The organism is Citrobacter amalonaticus Y19, from assembly GCF_000981805.1.
In the GTDB taxonomy this organism is placed as follows: domain Bacteria; phylum Pseudomonadota; class Gammaproteobacteria; order Enterobacterales; family Enterobacteriaceae; genus Citrobacter_A; species Citrobacter_A amalonaticus_C.
On record NZ_CP011132.1, the window covers coordinates 2,537,729 to 2,556,701 of the forward strand.

General features: G+C 55.2%; 19 protein-coding genes and 1 tRNA gene. 10 read left to right on the plus strand and 10 right to left on the minus strand.

Annotation, left to right across the window (positions count from 1 at the left end):
• The gene (gene yejF, locus F384_RS11705) at positions 1-1,590 is read left to right on the plus strand and encodes a microcin C ABC transporter ATP-binding protein YejF (protein ID WP_046481681.1); all 1,590 of its coding nucleotides are present in this window, start codon (positions 1-3) and stop codon (positions 1,588-1,590) included.
• Positions 1,591-1,593: 3 nt separating this feature from the next.
• Here yejF and F384_RS11710 read toward each other — a convergent pair whose 3' ends face one another.
• The 3 genes from F384_RS11710 to rsuA all read right to left on the minus strand — a co-directional run bounded on the left by F384_RS11710 (position 1,594) and on the right by rsuA (position 4,218).
• Positions 1,594-1,938, minus strand: a complete 345-nt coding sequence (locus F384_RS11710) for a YejG family protein (protein ID WP_043000099.1) — start codon at positions 1,936-1,938, stop codon at positions 1,594-1,596.
• A 342-nt stretch (positions 1,939-2,280) separates the two neighbouring features.
• The gene (locus F384_RS11715; protein ID WP_046481682.1) at positions 2,281-3,471 is read right to left on the minus strand and encodes a Bcr/CflA family multidrug efflux MFS transporter; all 1,191 of its coding nucleotides are present in this window, start codon (positions 3,469-3,471) and stop codon (positions 2,281-2,283) included.
• Positions 3,472-3,522: 51 nt separating this feature from the next.
• A complete protein-coding gene (gene rsuA, locus F384_RS11720) occupies positions 3,523-4,218 on the minus strand; it encodes a 16S rRNA pseudouridine(516) synthase RsuA (protein ID WP_046481684.1) in 696 nt (231 codons plus the stop codon).
• A 150-nt stretch (positions 4,219-4,368) separates the two neighbouring features.
• Between rsuA and F384_RS11725 the strand changes: the two genes are divergently transcribed.
• Both F384_RS11725 and rplY read left to right on the plus strand, forming a co-directional pair.
• Positions 4,369-6,129: a DEAD/DEAH box helicase gene (locus tag F384_RS11725; RefSeq protein WP_046481686.1), complete on the plus strand. Its 1,761-nt coding sequence runs from the start codon at positions 4,369-4,371 to the stop codon at positions 6,127-6,129.
• 124 nt (positions 6,130-6,253) lie between these two features.
• Positions 6,254-6,538 carry a 50S ribosomal protein L25 gene (gene rplY / locus F384_RS11730; RefSeq protein WP_043000095.1) on the plus strand — a complete coding sequence of 95 codons (285 nt, stop codon included), beginning with the start codon at positions 6,254-6,256 and terminating at the stop codon, positions 6,536-6,538.
• A 52-nt stretch (positions 6,539-6,590) separates the two neighbouring features.
• On the opposite strand, the gene yejK is transcribed toward rplY, so the two are convergent.
• Positions 6,591-7,598 (minus strand): nucleoid-associated protein YejK, encoded by a 1,008-nt coding sequence (gene yejK / locus F384_RS11735; protein ID WP_044268661.1) that lies wholly within the window; start codon positions 7,596-7,598, stop codon positions 6,591-6,593.
• A 180-nt stretch (positions 7,599-7,778) separates the two neighbouring features.
• Here yejK and F384_RS11740 point away from each other — a divergent pair, with 180 nt between their 5' ends.
• The 7 genes from F384_RS11740 (at position 7,779) to narP (ending at position 13,756) form a co-directional block, all read left to right on the plus strand.
• Positions 7,779-8,006, plus strand: coding sequence for a YejL family protein (locus F384_RS11740; RefSeq protein ID WP_042317936.1), 228 nt, complete (start codon positions 7,779-7,781; stop codon positions 8,004-8,006).
• A gap of 31 nt (positions 8,007-8,037) precedes the next feature.
• Positions 8,038-9,798, plus strand: a complete 1,761-nt coding sequence (gene yejM, locus F384_RS11745) for an LPS biosynthesis-modulating metalloenzyme YejM (protein ID WP_046481688.1) — start codon at positions 8,038-8,040, stop codon at positions 9,796-9,798.
• Between the two features lie 73 nt (positions 9,799-9,871).
• Positions 9,872-9,948: transfer RNA gene (locus F384_RS11750), tRNA-Pro, on the plus strand.
• Positions 9,949-10,081: 133 nt separating this feature from the next.
• Positions 10,082-10,444: a GtrA family protein gene (locus F384_RS11755; protein ID WP_046481690.1), complete on the plus strand. Its 363-nt coding sequence runs from the start codon at positions 10,082-10,084 to the stop codon at positions 10,442-10,444.
• The gene (locus tag F384_RS11760) at positions 10,441-11,388 is read left to right on the plus strand and encodes a glycosyltransferase family 2 protein (protein ID WP_046481691.1); all 948 of its coding nucleotides are present in this window, start codon (positions 10,441-10,443) and stop codon (positions 11,386-11,388) included. Before F384_RS11755 ends, F384_RS11760 begins: the two co-directional genes overlap by 4 nt.
• Positions 11,388-12,932 carry a DUF6056 family protein gene (locus F384_RS11765; protein ID WP_046481692.1) on the plus strand — a complete coding sequence of 515 codons (1,545 nt, stop codon included), beginning with the start codon at positions 11,388-11,390 and terminating at the stop codon, positions 12,930-12,932. Before F384_RS11760 ends, F384_RS11765 begins: the two co-directional genes overlap by 1 nt.
• 176 nt (positions 12,933-13,108) lie before the next feature.
• On the plus strand, positions 13,109-13,756 hold the full coding sequence (narP, locus tag F384_RS11770; RefSeq protein ID WP_046481694.1) for a nitrate/nitrite response regulator protein NarP: 648 nt from the start codon (positions 13,109-13,111) through the stop codon (positions 13,754-13,756).
• 44 nt (positions 13,757-13,800) lie between these two features.
• Here narP and F384_RS11775 read toward each other — a convergent pair whose 3' ends face one another.
• The 6 genes from F384_RS11775 to F384_RS11800 are packed head-to-tail and all read right to left on the minus strand — an operon-like array spanning position 13,801 to position 18,766.
• The gene (locus F384_RS11775; protein ID WP_046481695.1) at positions 13,801-14,853 is read right to left on the minus strand and encodes a cytochrome c-type biogenesis protein CcmH; all 1,053 of its coding nucleotides are present in this window, start codon (positions 14,851-14,853) and stop codon (positions 13,801-13,803) included.
• Positions 14,850-15,407 (minus strand): thiol:disulfide interchange protein DsbE, encoded by a 558-nt coding sequence (gene dsbE / locus F384_RS11780; protein WP_046481697.1) that lies wholly within the window; start codon positions 15,405-15,407, stop codon positions 14,850-14,852. Before dsbE ends, F384_RS11775 begins: the two co-directional genes overlap by 4 nt.
• Positions 15,404-17,347, minus strand: a complete 1,944-nt coding sequence (locus tag F384_RS11785) for a heme lyase CcmF/NrfE family subunit (protein ID WP_046481698.1) — start codon at positions 17,345-17,347, stop codon at positions 15,404-15,406. Before F384_RS11785 ends, dsbE begins: the two co-directional genes overlap by 4 nt.
• A complete protein-coding gene (ccmE, locus tag F384_RS11790; RefSeq protein WP_046481700.1) occupies positions 17,344-17,823 on the minus strand; it encodes a cytochrome c maturation protein CcmE in 480 nt (159 codons plus the stop codon). The genes F384_RS11785 and ccmE overlap by 4 nt, the downstream gene beginning before the upstream one ends.
• Positions 17,820-18,032, minus strand: coding sequence for a heme exporter protein CcmD (gene ccmD, locus F384_RS11795; protein WP_046481701.1), 213 nt, complete (start codon positions 18,030-18,032; stop codon positions 17,820-17,822). Before ccmD ends, ccmE begins: the two co-directional genes overlap by 4 nt.
• Positions 18,029-18,766 (minus strand): heme ABC transporter permease, encoded by a 738-nt coding sequence (locus F384_RS11800; protein ID WP_046481703.1) that lies wholly within the window; start codon positions 18,764-18,766, stop codon positions 18,029-18,031. Before F384_RS11800 ends, ccmD begins: the two co-directional genes overlap by 4 nt.
• Positions 18,767-18,973: the final 207 nt, after the last annotated feature.

Here is an 18,973-nt window from a genome sequence, read left to right on the forward strand (position 1 = left end):
ATGACGCAACCTTTGCTCGCCATTGACAATCTGACGCTGGGATTTCGCAAGCAGGAGACGGTCCGCACCGTGGTTAACGCGATTTCCTTGCGCGTGGAGGCCGGCGAAACGCTGGCGCTGGTGGGAGAATCCGGCTCCGGCAAGAGCGTTACCGCGCTGTCGATTCTGCGCCTGTTGCCTACCCCGCCCGCAGTGTATCTCGGCGGCGACATCCGTTTTCACGGGGAATCCTTACTGCATGCCAGTGAGCAGACCCTGCGCGGCGTACGCGGCAACAAAATCGCCATGATTTTCCAGGAGCCGATGGTGTCGCTGAACCCGCTTCACAATCTCGAAAAACAGCTCTATGAAGTGCTTTCCCTGCACCGGGGAATGCGTCGGGAAGCGGCACGTGCGGAGATATTGAGCTGTCTCGACCGGGTCGGCATTCGCCAGGCGGCAGCACGGCTGGGTGATTACCCGCACCAGCTTTCCGGCGGCGAACGCCAGCGGGTGATGATTGCAATGGCGCTGTTAACGCGACCCGAGTTGCTCATCGCTGATGAGCCAACCACCGCGCTGGATGTCTCGGTACAGGCGCAAATCCTGCAACTGCTGCGCGAACTCCAGCACGAGCTGAATATGGGGATGCTGTTCATCACCCATAACCTCAGTATTGTCAGGAAGCTCGCCGACTGCGTGGCGGTGATGCAAAACGGGCAATGCGTTGAGCAAAACCGCGCCGCTCCCCTTCTCCGCGCACCGACACATCCCTACACGCAGAAGTTGCTCAACAGCGAACCGGCAGGCGATCCGGTTCCATTGCCGCAGGGGCAGTCCCCCCTTCTCAGGGTTGAGGATTTGCGCGTCGCGTTCCCCATTCGTAAGGGTATCCTTAAGCGCGTGGTGGCGAACAATGAAGTGGTGAAAGGCATCAGTTTCAGTCTGCAACCGGGTGAAACGCTGGGGCTGGTGGGGGAATCAGGCTCGGGAAAAAGCACTACCGGGCTGGCGCTCCTGCGGCTTATTACCTCTCAGGGCAGCATAGAATTTGACGGTCAACAGTTACAACATCTTAAGCGCCGACAACTGCTGCCCGTGCGTCATCGTATCCAGGTGGTCTTCCAGGATCCCAACTCCTCGCTGAATCCGCGACTGAGCGTACTGCAAATCATTGAGGAGGGACTGCGCGTTCACCAGCCAGCGCTCTCAGCCGAACAGCGTGAGCAGCAGGTCATGGCCGTGATGGCCGAAGTGGGACTGGATGCCGACACGCGTCACCGCTATCCGGCGGAGTTTTCCGGCGGTCAGCGCCAGCGTATCGCGATTGCCAGAGCGCTGATCCTCAAGCCGTCATTGATTGTTCTTGATGAACCCACATCGTCTCTCGATCGAACCGTGCAGGCGCAAATTCTCGCGTTGTTGAAATCGTTGCAGCAAAAGCACCGCCTGGCCTATATCTTCATCAGCCACGATCTGCACGTGGTACGCGCGTTATGCCATCAGGTGATTGTGCTGAGACAGGGAGAGGTTATCGAGCAGGGGCAATGCGAGCACGTTTTTAGCGCACCGCAGCAGGCGTATACGCGTCAGCTTCTCACGCTAAGCTGACGCTCAAAATGGATTGTTGTTAGAAAATGGTTCGGCAATGGCCACGCCAAAGTTCTTCAGACGACAGGTCGCGGCAAACTCGTCCTGACGATTTACAAACAGGCACGGCTCGCCTTCACACTCCAGTACAGAGCAAGGGACTTCGATATCGCTGAGCGCCTGACTCAGTTTATGCATCACCGGCCAGGCGCTGTCGCCATCCGGACTCAGCAGTTTAAGTGCGACCAGACTGTTTTCGACGCTCTGGCCATTTTGCGGAATCGGTTCAACTTTCGAACCTGCGAAACCCGCTGACCAACGATAGTTCTGTGGTAAGCGATGAACGATTGAGAGCTGTAATGTTGTCACTTTCTTTCCCCGGAAGCACAATCACTTCACAATTTATTTACATCCATATTAACACATCATTGACAATCCGTCCTTAAACGGTTGCATAACGTGACGATCCTTATCCCGCGTGGCCTGTATAGTCGGTATGGCCTTTATTAAAATAGCGGTTTCCAGTCGGGACGGGAGCGCGGGCTATATGTACCCGTTTCTGCGATCTAACTCAACCTTTTTAACTACAATGATGTGACTTTTTACATAAATTGATTTTACATAAAATAAACATATATCGGGGAAATGATGGAATTGTCGTTGACGTACATCAACAAAGGAAGCCGAACGGCTCCCATGTTGTGTCTTTGATCACCGTTTTTTCGGGCGGCTCGCATAGAGATAGAACAAAATTGAACAACTTGCACAAAAAGCAATGGACCAAATCATCGGCCAGGCCGAGTTAAACGTCGCCAGTGAGAGCAACGCGCCGACGAGCGCGCCAATGCCAAAGCGGAAGGTGCCTGCCAGCGACGAGGCCGTTCCCGCCATATGGGGAAACTCATCGAGGATCACCGCCATCGCGTTGGAGGAGATCATCGACACGCAGCCGACAAAGACCGCCACACCCAGCACCAGCGCCCAGAAACCGACGCCAAACAGCGCGCTGAGCACCATCCACACCGCCATCACCAGTTGGATCCACAAGCCGGTACGGAACATGTTCAGCGCCCCGATCCGACGCACAAAGCGACTGTTAAAAATCGTCATAATGAACAAAAAGACGATGTTCAGGGCGAAATAGTAGCCAAAATCCTGCGGCGATACGTGGTTGATTTCGATATACACGAAAGGCCCGGCGCTGAGAAATGAGAACATCCCGGCAAAGCTAAAACCGCTGGCCAACATATAGCTCAACACCCGCTTATGGCGAAACAACGAGGCGAAGTTACCTATCGTCGTGCGAATATGAAACGGCTGGCGCTTTTCAACCGGCAGCGTCTCTTTAATGAGTGTCGCGATCATAACTGAGGCCAGCACCGCTGCGATCGCCAGGATCCAGAAGATGTAGTGCCAGCTCAGCCATACCAGCACCCAACCGCCGATAATCGGCGCCATCAGCGGCGCAATCGTGGTCACCAGCATGACGAATGACATCATGCGGGAGAACTCTTCTTTCGGGTACATATCGCGCATCAGCGCATTGATCACCACGCTGGCCGCGGCTGCCGCCAGGCCGTGAAAGAATCGCATGACAATCAGTTGATCGATGGTCTGCGCCAGCGCGCAGGCCACAGCCGCAGCGGCGAACACCAGCGTGCCGCCGAGGATCACCGGTTTGCGCCCGAGGCTATCCGCCATCGGTCCATACAGCAACTGCCCTACGGCGAAGCCCAGTATATAGGTGCTGAGTGTCATCTGCGCACTGCCTGCCGGCACGCCAAACTGCTCGGAGATCACCGGTAGCGCCGGAAGATACATATCGATCGACAGCGGCATCAGCATAGCCAGCAGACCGAGAATAAAAACAATGGCAAAAGACGAGTGCTGCCGGGTGGTCACAAAAAACTCCTGAATTTGTCAGAGGGAGGTTAAAAACCTGGCCTGTCTGGCTTAGCCAACGCTGGCAATTTCCGCGTCAGTCAATGGACGATACTCACCCGGTTCAAGGTCAGCATCGAGAGTAATGGCGCCGATTCGCTCGCGGTGCAGTCCGACAACATGGTTGCCCACGGCGGCAAACATTCGTTTCACCTGATGATAGCGCCCTTCGCTGATGGTCAGACGCACCTGCGTGGGAGTCATAACCTCAAGCACCGCCGGTTTCGTGAGATCTTTCTCGTTATGTAGCTGCACGCCTTTCGCAAACTGCGCGGCGGTATCATCAGCAACCGGCGACTCCAGCGTGACCAGATAGGTTTTCTCGCAGTGATGACGTGGCGAAGTGATACGATGCGACCACTGCCCATCGTCGGTCATCAGCACCAGACCGGTGGTGTCGATATCCAGGCGACCCGCAGCGTGTAATTTATGTGCGACCGGCTCATCCAGGAAGTAAAGGATCGTCGGATGATCCGGGTCATCGGTCGAACACACGTAGCCCTGGGGTTTATTAAGCATAAAGTAACGAGGGCCGTTTTGCTGAACCAGCGTGTTGCCATCATATTCTACGTCGTGTTCTGGCAGCAGTTTGAACGCGGTATTTCGGATGATTTCACCATCCACGGTAACACGGCTACCGCGGATCTCGCGCCCGGCAATAGCGCGGCTGACGCCGAGTTGCTGAGCGATAAATTTATCAAGTCGCATGAGTGTGATTTTGCCTGTAAAAATACGGGAATCGGGCCATTGCCCGAAAAGTGGAGCCGTTATCTGCCCAGTATAGCGGGCTAACAACATCCCTCAAGGGAAAACGATTCGTGGCATACTATACCCGAGTTCGTTACGTATTGTGAGACCATGATTTTTACACTTCGCCCCTACCAGCAAGAAGCTGTGGATGCCACGCTCAACCATTTCCGCCGCCATCGTACGCCTGCGGTGATTGTTCTCCCCACCGGCGCCGGTAAAAGCCTGGTGATTGCTGAACTGGCGCGCGTCGCCAGGGGGCGTGTGCTGGTGCTGGCACATGTGAAAGAGCTGGTGGCGCAAAACCATGCCAAATACTGCGCGCTGGGACTGGAGGCCGATATTTTTGCCGCCGGACTCAAGCGCAAAGAGAGCCACGGCAAAGTGGTGTTTGGCAGCGTCCAGTCCGTGGCCCGTAACCTGGACGCCTTCCAGAGCGAGTTTTCGCTGCTGATTGTCGATGAGTGCCATCGCATCGGCGATGACGAAGAGAGCCAGTATCAGCAGATCCTCACTCATCTGCGCAATGCCAATCCCCATATTCGCCTGCTGGGGCTGACCGCCACGCCTTTTCGTCTGGGTAAAGGCTGGATCTATCATTTCCACTACCACGGTATGGTACGCGGCGACGACAAGGCGCTGTTTCGCGACTGCATTTATGAGCTGCCGCTGCGCTATATGATTAAGCACGGCTATCTCACACCGCCGGAACGACTCGACATGCCAGTGGTTCAGTACGATTTCAGCCGCCTGCAGGTGCAGAGTAATGGTCTGTTTAGCGAAGCCGATCTGAACCGGGAGCTGAAAAGGCAGCAGCGCATCACGCCGCACATCATCAGCCAGATTGTCGAATTTGCCCAGACCCGCAAAGGGGTGATGATATTTGCCGCCACCGTCGAGCACGCCAAAGAGATTGCCGGACTGCTCCCCAAAGAGGATTCTGCGCTGATTACTGGCGACACTCCCGGCCCTGAACGCGACGAACTGATAGAGGCGTTCAAAGCCCAGCGTTTTCGCTATCTGGTCAACGTTTCCGTCTTAACCACCGGCTTCGATGCCCCGCACGTCGATCTCATCGCGATCCTGCGCCCCACGGAGTCGGTCAGTCTGTACCAACAAATTGTGGGCCGCGGCCTGCGCCTCGCGCCAGGAAAAACGGACTGTTTGATTCTCGATTACGCCGGTAATCCGCACGACCTCTATTCCCCGGAAGTGGGCAGTCCGAAAGGCAAGAGTGACAACGTGCCGGTACAGGTCTTTTGCCCGGCCTGCGGCTTCGCCAACACCTTCTGGGGAAAAACCACCGCTGACGGTACCCTGGTAGAACATTTCGGACGCCGCTGTCAGGGCTGGTTTGAAGATGATGAGGGACACCGCGAGCAGTGCGATTTTCGCTTTCGCTTTAAAAATTGCCCGCAGTGTAATGCCGAAAACGACATTGCCGCCCGCCGATGCCGGGAATGCGATACGATCCTCGTCGATCCGGACGACATGCTGAAAGACGCGCTGAAGCTGAAAGACGCGCTGGTGCTCCGTTGTAGCGGCATGACGTTGCAACACGGCCATGACGAGAAAGGTGAATGGCTGAAAATCACCTACTACGACGAAGACGGCGCGGATGTCAGCGAACGCTTTCGCTTACAAACCCCGGCCCAGCGTACCGCGTTTGAACAACTGTTTATTCGCCCGCATACCCGCACACCCGGCGTGCCGCTACGCTGGATTACGGCGGCGGATATCCTCGCGCAGCAGCCATTGTTACGTCATCCCGACTTTGTGGTGGCGCGAATGAAAGGTCAGTACTGGCAGGTGCGGGAAAAAGTGTTCGATTACGAGGGACGTTTCCGTCGGGCACATGAATTACGCGGTTAATCGTACTTTTGATTGATGTAACGGGCGTTTGAGGATAGAATCTCGCCCGCTTTTGCATACGCAAAGCAGATCACTTACCTGTTGCTGGGTCGCCTGTAACAGGAATTATTAAAGAGAGATTTAAATGTTTACTATCAACGCTGAAGTACGTAAAGAGCAGGGTAAGGGTGCGAGCCGCCGCCTGCGTGCCGCTAACAAGTTCCCGGCAATCATCTATGGTGGCAAAGAAGCCCCGATTGCTATCGAACTGGACCACGATTCCATCATGAACATGCAAGCTAAAGAAGGTTTCTATAGCGACGTTCTGACTATCGTTGTTGACGGTAAAGAAGTGAAAGTTAAAGCTCAGGCTGTACAGCGTCACGCGTTCAAGCCGAAGCTGACTCACATCGACTTCGTTCGCGCGTAATCGCCAACAGGTTGAAGAAAAACCCCGCTCCGGCGGGGTTTTTTTATGGCGCTTAGTTACCGCCTGAGGTGCGACGCTGAAGCTGATCGCGCAGGTTCGGCGGCGTGCCTTTAATGGTCAACGTATCGGTGGCTGGGTCCCAGAAAATGCGCTCGCCCAACAGCATCGCGTCAAAGTTAATGGTTAACCCACCGCCGCTACCGGCATATTTGGTCAGTTGACGCAGCGTGCTGCGATCGGCCGGGAAGCTCTCTTCCAGTTCATAGCCTTTCTCTGCCGTAAACTCGCTAAAGCTCACTTCACTGACGCCGGAAAGCTCTTTTGACAGCGACTCCAGCTCAATCTCTTCACCAGCCTGGAGCTGCTCGTTGCAGTAGCTGTACACCTGCTGACGCACGTTCTGACGCTCGGCCTTATCCAGTTGCGCCTCGGCGGTGAAGTCATCGACCGCCTGCAGCAGTCCGCGGTTTTGCGCCTTCGCGTTGAGACCTTCGCTGGCACCGAGGAAATCCATAAAGAAGTCAGCCACTTTGCGCCCTACCCGGCCTTTCAGGAAGGTCAGATAGCGAGTGGATTCCGGATTGGTTTCCCATTCAGTCAGATCGATACGCGCGACGATATCGGCATGGTTGATATCCAGATAGTGCGTCGGGTTGATATCCAGGTTTTCATTGACGCGCATGCTGCTTAAGTTGTTCAGCACCGCCACCAGTAAATACTCTACCGCCAGGTAGCGATAATGACAGAACAGCACAATGCCGCCGTCCGCGAACGGGTATTTAGCAAGTTCGTCACGCAAACGTCCGGTTGCCGCACGGCTAAAGGCGAGAAAATCCTCCTCACCCTGACGCTGCAAGCGCAGCGCTTGCGCCAGTTCACTCTCTTCGCTGAACAGGCCATACGCTTTGTTTTTCGCGCTATAGACCCGATGCAACTCAGCCATCATATCGACAACGGTGTTTGTCGGTTCCAGTAATGAATCGCGCAGGACCAGCTCAAGGTTTTGCTCATCACGCTTGATAAGCTGGTGCAGGGCAATCTGGTTGATATCCAGACTCATGATAAACTCTCCTTAAAGACCGGGCAGTATTCAACCACCACCGGCGAGGCGACGCAACAGAAGATGCAGCGCCATTTTACCTGTCGCACGGTAACGCGAATTATTGAGGATAAAAAAGCGGAAAAAAAACTGTTGCTACGGTAATATGTTGCCCTTTCATGAATAAACTGATTTCGATTTATGCCACAAATCTCCCGCTATAGTGACGAACACGTTGAACAACTGCTCACCGAGATGCTCAACGTACTTGAAAAACATAAGGCACCGACTGACCTTTCCCTGATGGTGTTGGGAAACATGGTCACCAACCTTATTAATACCAGCATTGCCCCGGCTCAGCGCCAGGCGATTGCGAACTCTTTTGCCCGCGCGTTGCAGTCCTCGGTAAACGACGACAAAGCGCACTAAAAGCCGACTTCGGGGAAACGAACGACAAGTTATGGTAACTCACCGTCAGCGCTACCGTGAAAAAGTCTCCCAGATGGTTAGCTGGGGGCACTGGTTTGCACTGTTCAACATTCTGCTGGCCATTGTGCTCGGCAGCCGTTACCTGTTTGTCGCCGACTGGCCGACAACGCTGGCAGGTCGCGTTTACTCTTATCTGAGTATCGTCGGTCATTTCAGCTTTCTGGTGTTTGCCACCTATCTGCTGATCCTGTTCCCGCTGACGTTCATTGTGATGTCCCAGAGGCTGATGCGTTTCCTGTCAGCCATTCTGGCGACGGCCGGAATGACGCTTCTGCTGATCGACAGCGAAGTGTTTACCCGTTTCCACCTGCATCTTAATCCCATCGTCTGGGAACTGGTGATTAACCCCGACCAGAATGAGATGGCGCGCGACTGGCAGCTGATGTTTATCAGCGTGCCGGTTATCCTGCTGATTGAAATGCTGTTTGCGACCTGGAGCTGGCAAAAACTGCGCAGCCTGACGCGGCGTCGCCACTTCGCCAAGCCGCTGGCCGCCTTCTTCTTTGTGTCATTTATTACCTCGCATGTGGTCTATATCTGGGCGGATGCCAATTTCTATCGCCCGATCACCATGCAGCGCGCCAATCTGCCGCTCTCTTATCCGATGACCGCGCGCCGGTTTCTGGAAAAACATGGCCTGCTGGATGCGCAGGAGTATCAGCGCCGTCTGGTTGAGCAGGGAAATCCGGAAGCCGTGTCTGTGCAGTATCCGCTGAGCGAGTTACGTTATCGCGATATGGGCACCGGGCAAAACGTCCTGCTGATCACCGTCGATGGCCTGAACTACTCGCGCTATGAAAAACAGATGCCTGCCCTCGCCGGATTTGCCGAGCAGAACATTGCCTTCACGCGCCACATGAGTTCCGGCAACACCACCGATAACGGCATTTTTGGCCTGTTCTACGGCGTGTCGCCGAGCTATATGGACGGTATTCTGTCCACCCGAACGCCTGCGGCACTGATTTCGGCGCTGAATCAACAAGGCTATCAGCTGGGGCTGTTCTCCTCCGATGGCTTTACCAGTCCGCTGTACCGCCAGGCACTGCTGTCTGACTTCTCGATGCCAAGCGTTCAAACGCAGTCCGACGAGCAGACCGCCAGCCAGTGGATCAACTGGCTGGGCCGTTACGCACAGGAAGATAACCGCTGGTTCTCGTGGGTTTCGTTTAACGGCACCAACCTTGACGACAGCAACCAGACGACTTTCACCCGCCGTTACGCCCGCGCGGCGGGGGATGTGGATAAACAGATCAACCGCGTGCTCGGTGCGCTGCGCGAGTCCGGCAAACTGGATAACACGGTGGTGATTATTACTGCCGGTCGCGGCGTCGCGCTAAGCGATGAAGAGAGAAACTTTGCCTGGTCACGCGGCCACCTGCAGGTTCCGCTCATCATTCACTGGCCGGGAACCCCCGCGCAGCGGATCAACAGCCTGACCGATCATACTGATGTCATGACCACGCTGATGCAGCGTCTGCTCCACGTCAGCACGCCTGCCAATGAGTATTCGCAAGGACAGGATCTGTTCAACGCCAATCGTCGCCACTACTGGGTGACGGCGGCCGATCTCAGTACGCTGGCGATCACTACGCCTGAGATGACGCTGGTGCTGAACAACAACGGCAAGTACCAGACTTACGATTTACGCGGTGAGAAGATTAAAGATCAGAAACCGCAGTTGAGTCTGCTGTTGCAGGTGTTGACAGACGAGAAGCGTTTTATCGCTAACTGATTTATTATTAATCAGTTAGCCAGATGTCCCCTTGCATTCGGTGCGGAAAGCGGTAGTATTACCTCCCACGAGTCGGCACGTAGCGCAGCCTGGTAGCGCACCGTCATGGGGTGTCGGGGGTCGGAGGTTCAAATCCTCTCGTGCCGACCAAAATTCCCCAAAAAAGCCACGCCCATCAGGGCTGGCTTTTTATTATTCCTTCTCATAAGCGTTGAATTCGATTCGAGTTAGGGAAAGGAATAATGTTACAATCCCGGTTTTTGCACAGCCGAACCTATTGCTTATGTGGCATCACTTCATTAAGTACACTTCCGTAGGCGTGATCAACACATTGATTCACTGGGTAGTTTTTGCTATCTGCATCTACGTTTTTCATACCCATCAGGCGCTGGCAAACTTCCTGGGCTTCAGCATTGCGGTGAGTTTTTCTTTTTATGCCAATGCCCGATTTACCTTCAAGCAATCGACCACAACGCGTCGCTATCTGCTGTATGTCGGTTTTATGGGCCTGCTCAGTATTCTGACGGGCTGGGGGGCTGAGAAGTGCGGTTTCCCGCCGCTGGTGACGCTGGTCGCGTTCTCAGCCATTAGCCTCATTTGTGGATTTATCTATTCCAGATTCATTGTATTCAAGGACGCACGATGAAAATTTCACTGGTCGTTCCTGTCTTCAACGAAGAAGAAACCATTGGTCTCTTTTACAAAACGGTGCGCGAATACGACGCGCTAAAAGAGCATGACATCGAAATTGTGTTCATTAACGATGGCAGTACCGATGCGACGGAATCCATCGTTAACGCCCTCGCCGTTGCCGACCCACTCGTTGTCCCGCTTTCGTTTACGCGAAATTTTGGCAAAGAACCGGCGCTGCTTGCCGGACTCGACAACGCCAGTGGCGACGCCGTGATTCCGATGGATGTCGATCTCCAGGACCCTGTCGAAGTCCTCCCTCACCTGATTCAAAAATGGCAGGAAGGGGCGGACATTGTGCTGGCTAAACGTTCCGATCGCTCCGTCGATGGCCGCCTGAAGCGTAAAACCGCCGAGTGGTTCTACAAACTGCACAATAAAATCAGTACACCGCATATCGAAGAAAACGTCGGCGATTTTCGGCTAATGAGTCGTGAAGTGGTGGACAACATTAAACAAATGCCAGAACGCAATTTGTTCATGAAAGGGATTTTGTCCTGGGTTGGCGGCAAAACTGACATCGTCCTCTACGCGCGCGCCACTCGCTGTGCCGGGAAGAGTAAATTTAACGGCTGGAAGCTGTGGAACCTGGCGCTGGAAGGGATCACCTCTTTTTCCACCTTTCCTCTGCGTATCTGGACCTACATTGGCCTCGCGGTTGCCCTGTTTTCTTTCACCTACGGCGCGGGAATGGTAATAGATACGCTTCTGTGGGGAAATCCCGTGCGTGGCTATTCTTCCCTGATTGTGTCAATCCTGTTTCTGGGAGGCGTTCAACTTATTGGTATCGGCGTACTGGGTGAGTACATCGGGCGAATCTATGTCGAAACCAAGAAGCGGCCCCGATACATCCTGAAAAAACGTAAAACGATGGACCACGATTCAGACAAGGATAACTGATGTTAAAGCATGTTAATAAAAGCATTCTTTTAATTGCCTTTTTTGCCGTATTTGTTCTGGAGTGGTTCACCCCCATTCACTCCGATGATTACCGTTATGCCCTGCTGGGCATCTCGTTTGATGCGCACCTGCATCACTACCTGACCTGGAGCGGGCGCGTGGTGGCTGATTTTGTCAGCGCGCTGTTACTCGCCACCGGGTCTCGTGGTTTCGTCTCGACCATGACGGGTCTTGTCGTTGTCGCGTTCTGCTATTTCATTGTGAAAACACCGACGGGCACGCTGAAATGGCAAAAGCATGATGCGCTGATTTTTACCCTTGTTTTTCTGACCTTTTGGGTCGCTAACCCGAATATTGGACAAACGGTTTTCTGGATCGTTGGCAGCGCAAACTACCTGTGGACGAATCTGTTCGTCGCCGCATGGATATGGAATCTGTACCGCATACAACGACAGCGCGAAGAGCGTATGCATGTTGGTATGCTGTTGCTCGGACTGCTGGCGGGCTGTTCCAATGAAAGCGTCGCACCTTTTGTCGTTGGCCTCGCCCTTCTGGCTATCGTGTACGATTACTGGCAAGAGAAACGCGTCATTGCGAATAAAATTGCTTACTTTTTGTCCGCACTGGTAGGTGCCAGTATTTTGATTTTCTCACCCGGCAATTTTATTCGCGCCCAAGGCGCGCATACCGTCTGGTACGATAAATCGATCGTTGAAAGAATCACGATTCATCTGAGCGATCGCTTCTTTAGCCACCTGGCGCTGGTCTGGATTTCGTATGTGGTGCTGGTTTTACTGGCGATTCTTTTGTTCGTAGCGAAACGACAGGGACATCGCATTAAAAGTGCGAATCTCAGCATGGTCGGGTTAATGCTGCTGGTGGGACTGGGGACCTCGTTTATCATGGTGGCCTCTCCGTCGTATCCCGACCGGGTCATGCTGTCGACATTTTTATTCTTCCTGCTGGCCCTCTCTTTCCTCGCGAGGGAAGTCGTCACGGTAGCCGGCCCGGGCGTCATGAAGGGTGTCTATGCCGTTACAGGCCTGATGGCCACGGTATTCCTCTGGTCATACGCCTTAATGTTTGCCGCTTATACGCGCGTTTATCAGCAAGATTTTGTTCGTGTGAGTATCGTTAAGAACCAACTCAGTCAGGGGCACAAGGACTTTACCGTGCCTGATTTCCACTTTTTGAAAATGCAAAACAGCGGCGGGCATTTCGGTTTCTTTCACGATCCGCAGGTCTATGGCCGTTATTTTGGCGCAGGGAATGTGGAAAAGGAAAAGGTCAACTTCGATTACTCCGTGCGGGCAAACGGTAAGCAGCAAGCGCTCGGTGACGATGCCACGGCCTGGTTCAATAACCGTGGCGATTTAATGCTGGTGAGCAAACGTCCGTTAGCCGGCACCGTGCAGGTGAAGAGCGCATCGTCCGACTCGTCGCTCTCGCTTGCGCGCTTTAGCGCCGCCAAAATTAACGATGAATACTGGTATTTCAGCGCGATACCAAAGGAAGACGTGACTCACGTCGCGCTACACCCTTAAATCGCATAGCCTCTCATGACGATGAGAGGCTCCCTCTCCCCCCTTTTCCCGACAGGTTTTACTTCTTACCCATGCGTAATCTGGGGTAATATTTCACCCTCTTATCGATGCGGTGAATCTGGACGATTCGTGATCGAATAACAATAATGATTCTACTAAAATCTCGGGAGATAATTATGCCTGAATCACTGCCTTTTCAGGTGCTGGTGGTAGATGACCACCCTCTTATGCGTCGTGGTATCCGTCAGTTACTGGAACTGGATCCGACATTTGAGGTGGTTGCCGAAGCGGGCGATGGCGCAACAGCGATTGATCTGGCAAACCGTCTCGATCTGGATTTGATTCTGCTTGATCTGAATATGAAAGGATTGAGCGGTCTGGATACGTTGAACGCCCTTCGCCGCGATGGGATCACGGCGCAGATCATTATTCTCACCGTTTCGGATTCAGCCAGCGACATTTATGCCCTGATTGATGCTGGCGCGGATGGCTATCTGTTAAAAGACAGCGATCCGGAAGTCCTGCTGGACGCCATTCGCACAGGTGCCAATGGCGGTAAGGTGTTCAGCGAACGCGTCAGTGACTATCTGCGTGAGCGTGAAATGTTTGGTGAGGAGGACGATCCGTTCAGCATGCTGACCGAGCGTGAGCTGGATGTCCTGCACGAACTGGCACAGGGACTGTCCAACAAGCAGATTGCCTCGGTCCTCAACATTTCCGAACAAACCGTGAAGGTGCATATCCGCAACCTGTTACGCAAGCTCAACGTACGCTCGCGCGTTGCCGCCACCATTCTGTTTTTACAAACCCGAGGGCTACAGTAATTCAGCAACACCCGGCCAGAGCGTTCAATCCAGCCGGGTGGTGGTTACTCACTCTTTGGTGATAAGTGCTGCATTGCCTGCGCGATACTGCGCTCAATCACCGCACGACGCGTATCGTTCGCTGGCAGCATCTTCAGCATCATCTCCCAGGCGGCAACCGCATCGCCAAAACGTTCCTGCTCGTAGGCATTGAAAGCGTACATGCTCAGGACCCGCACATTGGCGTGATCGCTACGGACCAGCTCTCGCAGCAGCTCCCCTCCCCGACGGTTATCATCAGGATCGGAAGAGCGGGTCAGCGCCTCAGCATAGCCCAGCGCCGCATCGCTGTTCTTCGGATCGAGTCGATAGGCGTTGGCATACGCCTCGGTAGCGGTACTGGCATTGCCGAGCACCATGCCTATCCGCCCGAGCATTATCCAGCCTTCAACGTTTGTCGCATCACTTTGCAGACGGGTGCGCAGCCCCAGCGCCAGACGCGTCATCTCTTCCTCATCCAGCGGCTGCGCTTTGGGATCCAGCGCGCGCTCCAGCAAGGCCGGGCTTTGCGCCGTCGCCTGCTGCCAGATTGCCACCTGTTTATAGCTCCCGGTCTGGTAATAACTGACGGCACTCACGATGACGGCAATCACAATTCCCGGCAGATAAACCGCCAGCCCGGCGCGTTTGCCCTCCGCTAACGTCATCTCATCCGGGAACACCTCCCGTTTCAGACGTACCCGTCGACGCGAGCGGGCAACGATAATCCAGCCGCCCGCCCCAATTGCCGCTACCGGGAGCACCCACAGCAGGACAGTCAGCGGTGTCAGCGGCGGATCATAGGTGACGAAGTTGCCATAGCGCGCCACCATGTAGTCGACAATCTCTTTCTGACTTTTCCCTTCCTGCATCAGTTCATAGACTTTCTGCCGCAGGTCGGTCGCAATCATTGAGTTGGAATCCGCAATGCTGTTGTTCTGGCACTTCGGGCAGCGCAGTTGTTCAGTCAACTGGCGGAACTGTTGCTCCTGGGTTTCATCTTTAAACTGCATCACGTCAATGGTGGCCAGCGCGTTGGCAGAAAGCAGCAGCATCAGCACACTCAGCAAAATTCTCATTGCGCGGCCTCCTTGCCGTATTTCTCCCACAGCGGCTTGATCTCATTCTCCCAGACGCGGGCGTTCAGATCCCCGGCATGGCGATAGCGAATAATGCCTTTACCGTCGATCAGGAAGGTTTCCGGCGCGCCATAGACCCCGAGATCGAGGCCCAGCATGCCGTCGCCGTCAAACAGGCTCAGCGCATAGGGATTGCCCAACTCTTTCAGCCAGACGATCGCTTTCTGGCGGTCGTCCTTATAGTTCAGTCCCACCACGCGAATCCCCTGCGCCGACAGCTGGTTCAGATACTGATGCTCAGCGCGGCAGGTCGGGCACCACGTCGCCCAGACGTTAAGTAAGACCGGTTTGCCCTGCGTCAGCACGTCCGCCTCATAATGCTTACCGGGGTTCTCCAGCGACTCGAGTCGAAAGGTCGGTACCGGTTTACCAATCAGCGCCGACTCCAGGTTCGTCGGCGTGTCGCCTTCTGCATTACGCGCCAGTTGCCACAACAGCGCCGCGGCAATCACGAGGAAAATCACAAAGGGAATCAAAAGTACGTTGCGCTTCATACCGCCTCCGACGCCGATTTTTGCGGTTGTACGCGTTTGCGATAACGTGGGTCAAACAGACACAGCAGCCCACCCAGCGCCATCAATATTCCACCCGCCCAGATCCAGCGAATAAACGGTTTATAATACAGACGAACGGCCCACGCGCCGTTATCCAGCTCTTCGCCGAGCGCCGCGTACAGATCGCGGGTGATCCCGCCGTCAATCGCCGCTTCCGTCATCATCGAACTGGTGCTGTTATAAAACCGTTTCTCGGCATGCAGCGTCGCTTCCATCTTGCCATCACGGGTGACGTCGATGATCCCCACCCCGCCGCGATAGTTGGGGCCGGTGACCTCTTTCACATCGCGGAAGGTAAAGCGATATTCATGAATATCGACGCTATCGCCCGCTTTCATGCGGACATCGCGCTCGACGCTGTAGTTCTGGCTGAAGGCGATCCCGACAATGGTCACCGCCAGGCCGACGTGCCCGGCCACCATCCCCCAATAGCTGAGCGTCATTTTCGTGCCACGCGAAATTCGCTGTGCAAGCTCCGCCATCGCCAGCACAAACACCCAGCAGGCCATTGCCAGCCCGACCACCGTCATGGCGACAATCTTGTTCTCAAACAGCCACGGCAACAGCAGAGAGAGCACAAAAGTGCTGACCAGCGCGATGACCAGTAACCGTTGCAGTTTACGCGGTCGATCGCGTCCCCAGCGCACCAGCGGGCCAATGCCCAGCAGCAGGGCAAACGGCGCCATTAGCCAGGTAAACATAGTATTAAAGAACGGTTCGCCGATGGAGATACTGCCCAGCCCAAGCTGCTTATGCACCAGCGGCAGCAGCGTTCCCAGCAGCACCACCAGCATGGCGGCAATCAACAGCACGTTGTTACCGAGCAGCAGCGATTCGCGTGACCAGAGGGCGTTATTCACCCTCGAGCGAACCTTATGCCCGCGCGTGGCAAACAGCAGCAGCGAGCCGCCGATCACCAGTACCATGAAGGCCAGAATAAACATCCCGCGAGACGGGTCGGAAGCAAACGCATGCACCGACACCAGCACGCCCGAGCGCACAAGGAATGTCCCGAGCAGACAGAGCGAGAACGCGCAAATGGAGAGCAGCAGCGTCCACGCTTTGAAACTACCACGCTGTTCAGTGACCGCCAGCGAGTGCATCAGCGCGGTTCCCACCAGCCACGGCATAAACGAGGCGTTCTCTACCGGGTCCCAGAACCACCAGCCACCCCAGCCGAGTTCATAGTAAGCCCATGCCGAGCCCAGCACGATCCCCAGCGTCAGGAAAACCCACGCCGCCAGCGTCCACGGACGCGAAAAACGGGCGAAGGTGCTGTCCAGACGACCGCTCATCAGCGCCGCAATAGCGAACGCGAAGGCGACTGAGAAACCGACATAGCCCATGTACAGCAGCGGCGGATGGAAGATCAGTCCCGGATCCTGTAACAACGGATTCAGATCGCGCCCTTCAATCGGAAAATCCGGCAGCGTGCGGGTAAAGGGATTAGAGGTAAACAGGATAAATAACAGGAAACCGACGCTGACCATCCCCATCACCGCGAGCACGCGGGCAACGATATCCAGCGGCATCCGCTGAGAAAACAGCGCGACGGCAAACGTCCAGCCGCTCATCAGCAACACCCAGAGCAGTAGCGAGCCTTCGTGCGCGCCCCAGGTGGCGGCGACACGATACCAGACGGGCAGTTGCGTATTGGAGTTACTGGCGACATAGAGCACGGTAAAATCATTCACCACAAAGGCGTTGATCAGCACCATAAAGGCACCCATCACCAGGATGAACAACAGCCAGGCGAAAGGTCTTGCCGATGCCATCATCCGCGCGTCGCCGCGTGCCACGCCCCACAGCGGATAGACCGAGAGTAACAACGCAACGCCCAGTGCCAGGCATAACAGCGCATTGCCAATTTCAGGCATCATGGTGTCGTATCCTTATTGACGCTTGCCGGGCGACGATGGTTTTCCTGCATCGCTTTTTCGACTTCCGGCGGCGTGTAGTTCTCATCATGCTTGGCGAGAACCTCTTTCGCGAGGATGTGATTTTTCTCGCCGAGCTCTCCCTGCACCACCACGCCCTGCCCTTCACGGAACAGGTCCGGCAGAATGCCTTCGTAGGTGACATCCACCACCCCTTCGGCGTCGTAGATGCTGAAATTCACCTTCAGCGAATTCGCATCACGCTTCACGCTGCCGGGCATGACCATGCCACCCACCCGCAGCCGTTGCCCCACTTCCGGCATCTGCTGCGTCTCACGTTTACCGTAGATAATCTCACCCGGCGTATAGAACAGGTCGATGTTGGCGCGCAGGGCGTAAAGCACCAGCGTAATCGTCAGCGCTAACCCGACGAGCACGCCGCAGGCAATCCATAAACGGTTTTTACGTCGTATATTCACGCCGCCTCCCGTTGTGTCTGCGCCGCTTGCAGGCGGGCTTCACGCGCCCGTTGTCGGGAAACATCACGCAAGATGGCGCGATGCTGCGTCACGGTATGAATAACCAGTACCGCCAGCGGGATGACGCTCAGCGCCACGGCCAGCCAGACGTAAAAGGCGTAGCCGCCCATCGCAAAAAATTCACTCCAGGATGCAAATGCAGTGGTCATTGGCGGCCCCTTTTTAAAATCAGTTCACTCACCCACGGGCGACGTTTTTCCATCATCAGAATCAGGTTACGCATGCGCATCAGCGACAGCGTGATGAACAGCAGCAGGTAGCCGACAATCGCCAGCCGCAGCGGCGTGCGCATGGCCGGGTCGATGCTTTGCTGCATGCGGGTGGAACCCTGATGCAGCGTGTTCCACCACTCTACCGAATAGTGAATAATCGGCAGGTTCACCACGCCAATCAGCACCAGGATCCCTGCTGCGCGCCCCGCCATTTTACGGTCGTCAAAGGCATGCCACAGGGCAATCGCGCCGACGTAGAGAAACAGCAGCACCAGTTCCGAAGTCAACCGCGCATCCCACACCCACCAGGTGCCCCACATCGGTTTGCCCCAGGTGGAGCCGGTGACCAGTGCGATAAACGTAAACACCGCGCCAATCGGTGCCATCGCGGCCAACGCCAGGTTCGCCATCTTCATCTGCCAGACCAGGCCAATAAACGCCGCCACCGCCATCGAGGCATAAATCCCCATTGACCAGATCGCCGCCGGGACGTGCAGATAAATAATGCGGTAGCTCTGCCCCTGCTGGTAATCCGCTGGCGCAAAACCGAATCCCCAGATCCAGCCTGTTGCCAGCACCACTGCACTGGCAATCGCCAGCCATGGGACAAACCAGCCGCAGATCTGATACAGCCGCGGCGGCATCGCCAGTTGATGAAGTGTTTTCCACATAATTCAGTCACCAGACTCAAACGAATAAAGTTACCGTCATGCCGGATGGCGGCTGACGCCTTATCCGGCCTACATACTGCATACTCTGCCCCTGTAGGCCTGATAAGCGCAGCGCCATCAGGCAACAGGTGGATGGCGGCTGATGCCTTATCCGGCCTACCTTCTTGCTCTTGTAGGCCTGATAAGCACAGCGCCATCAGGCAACGC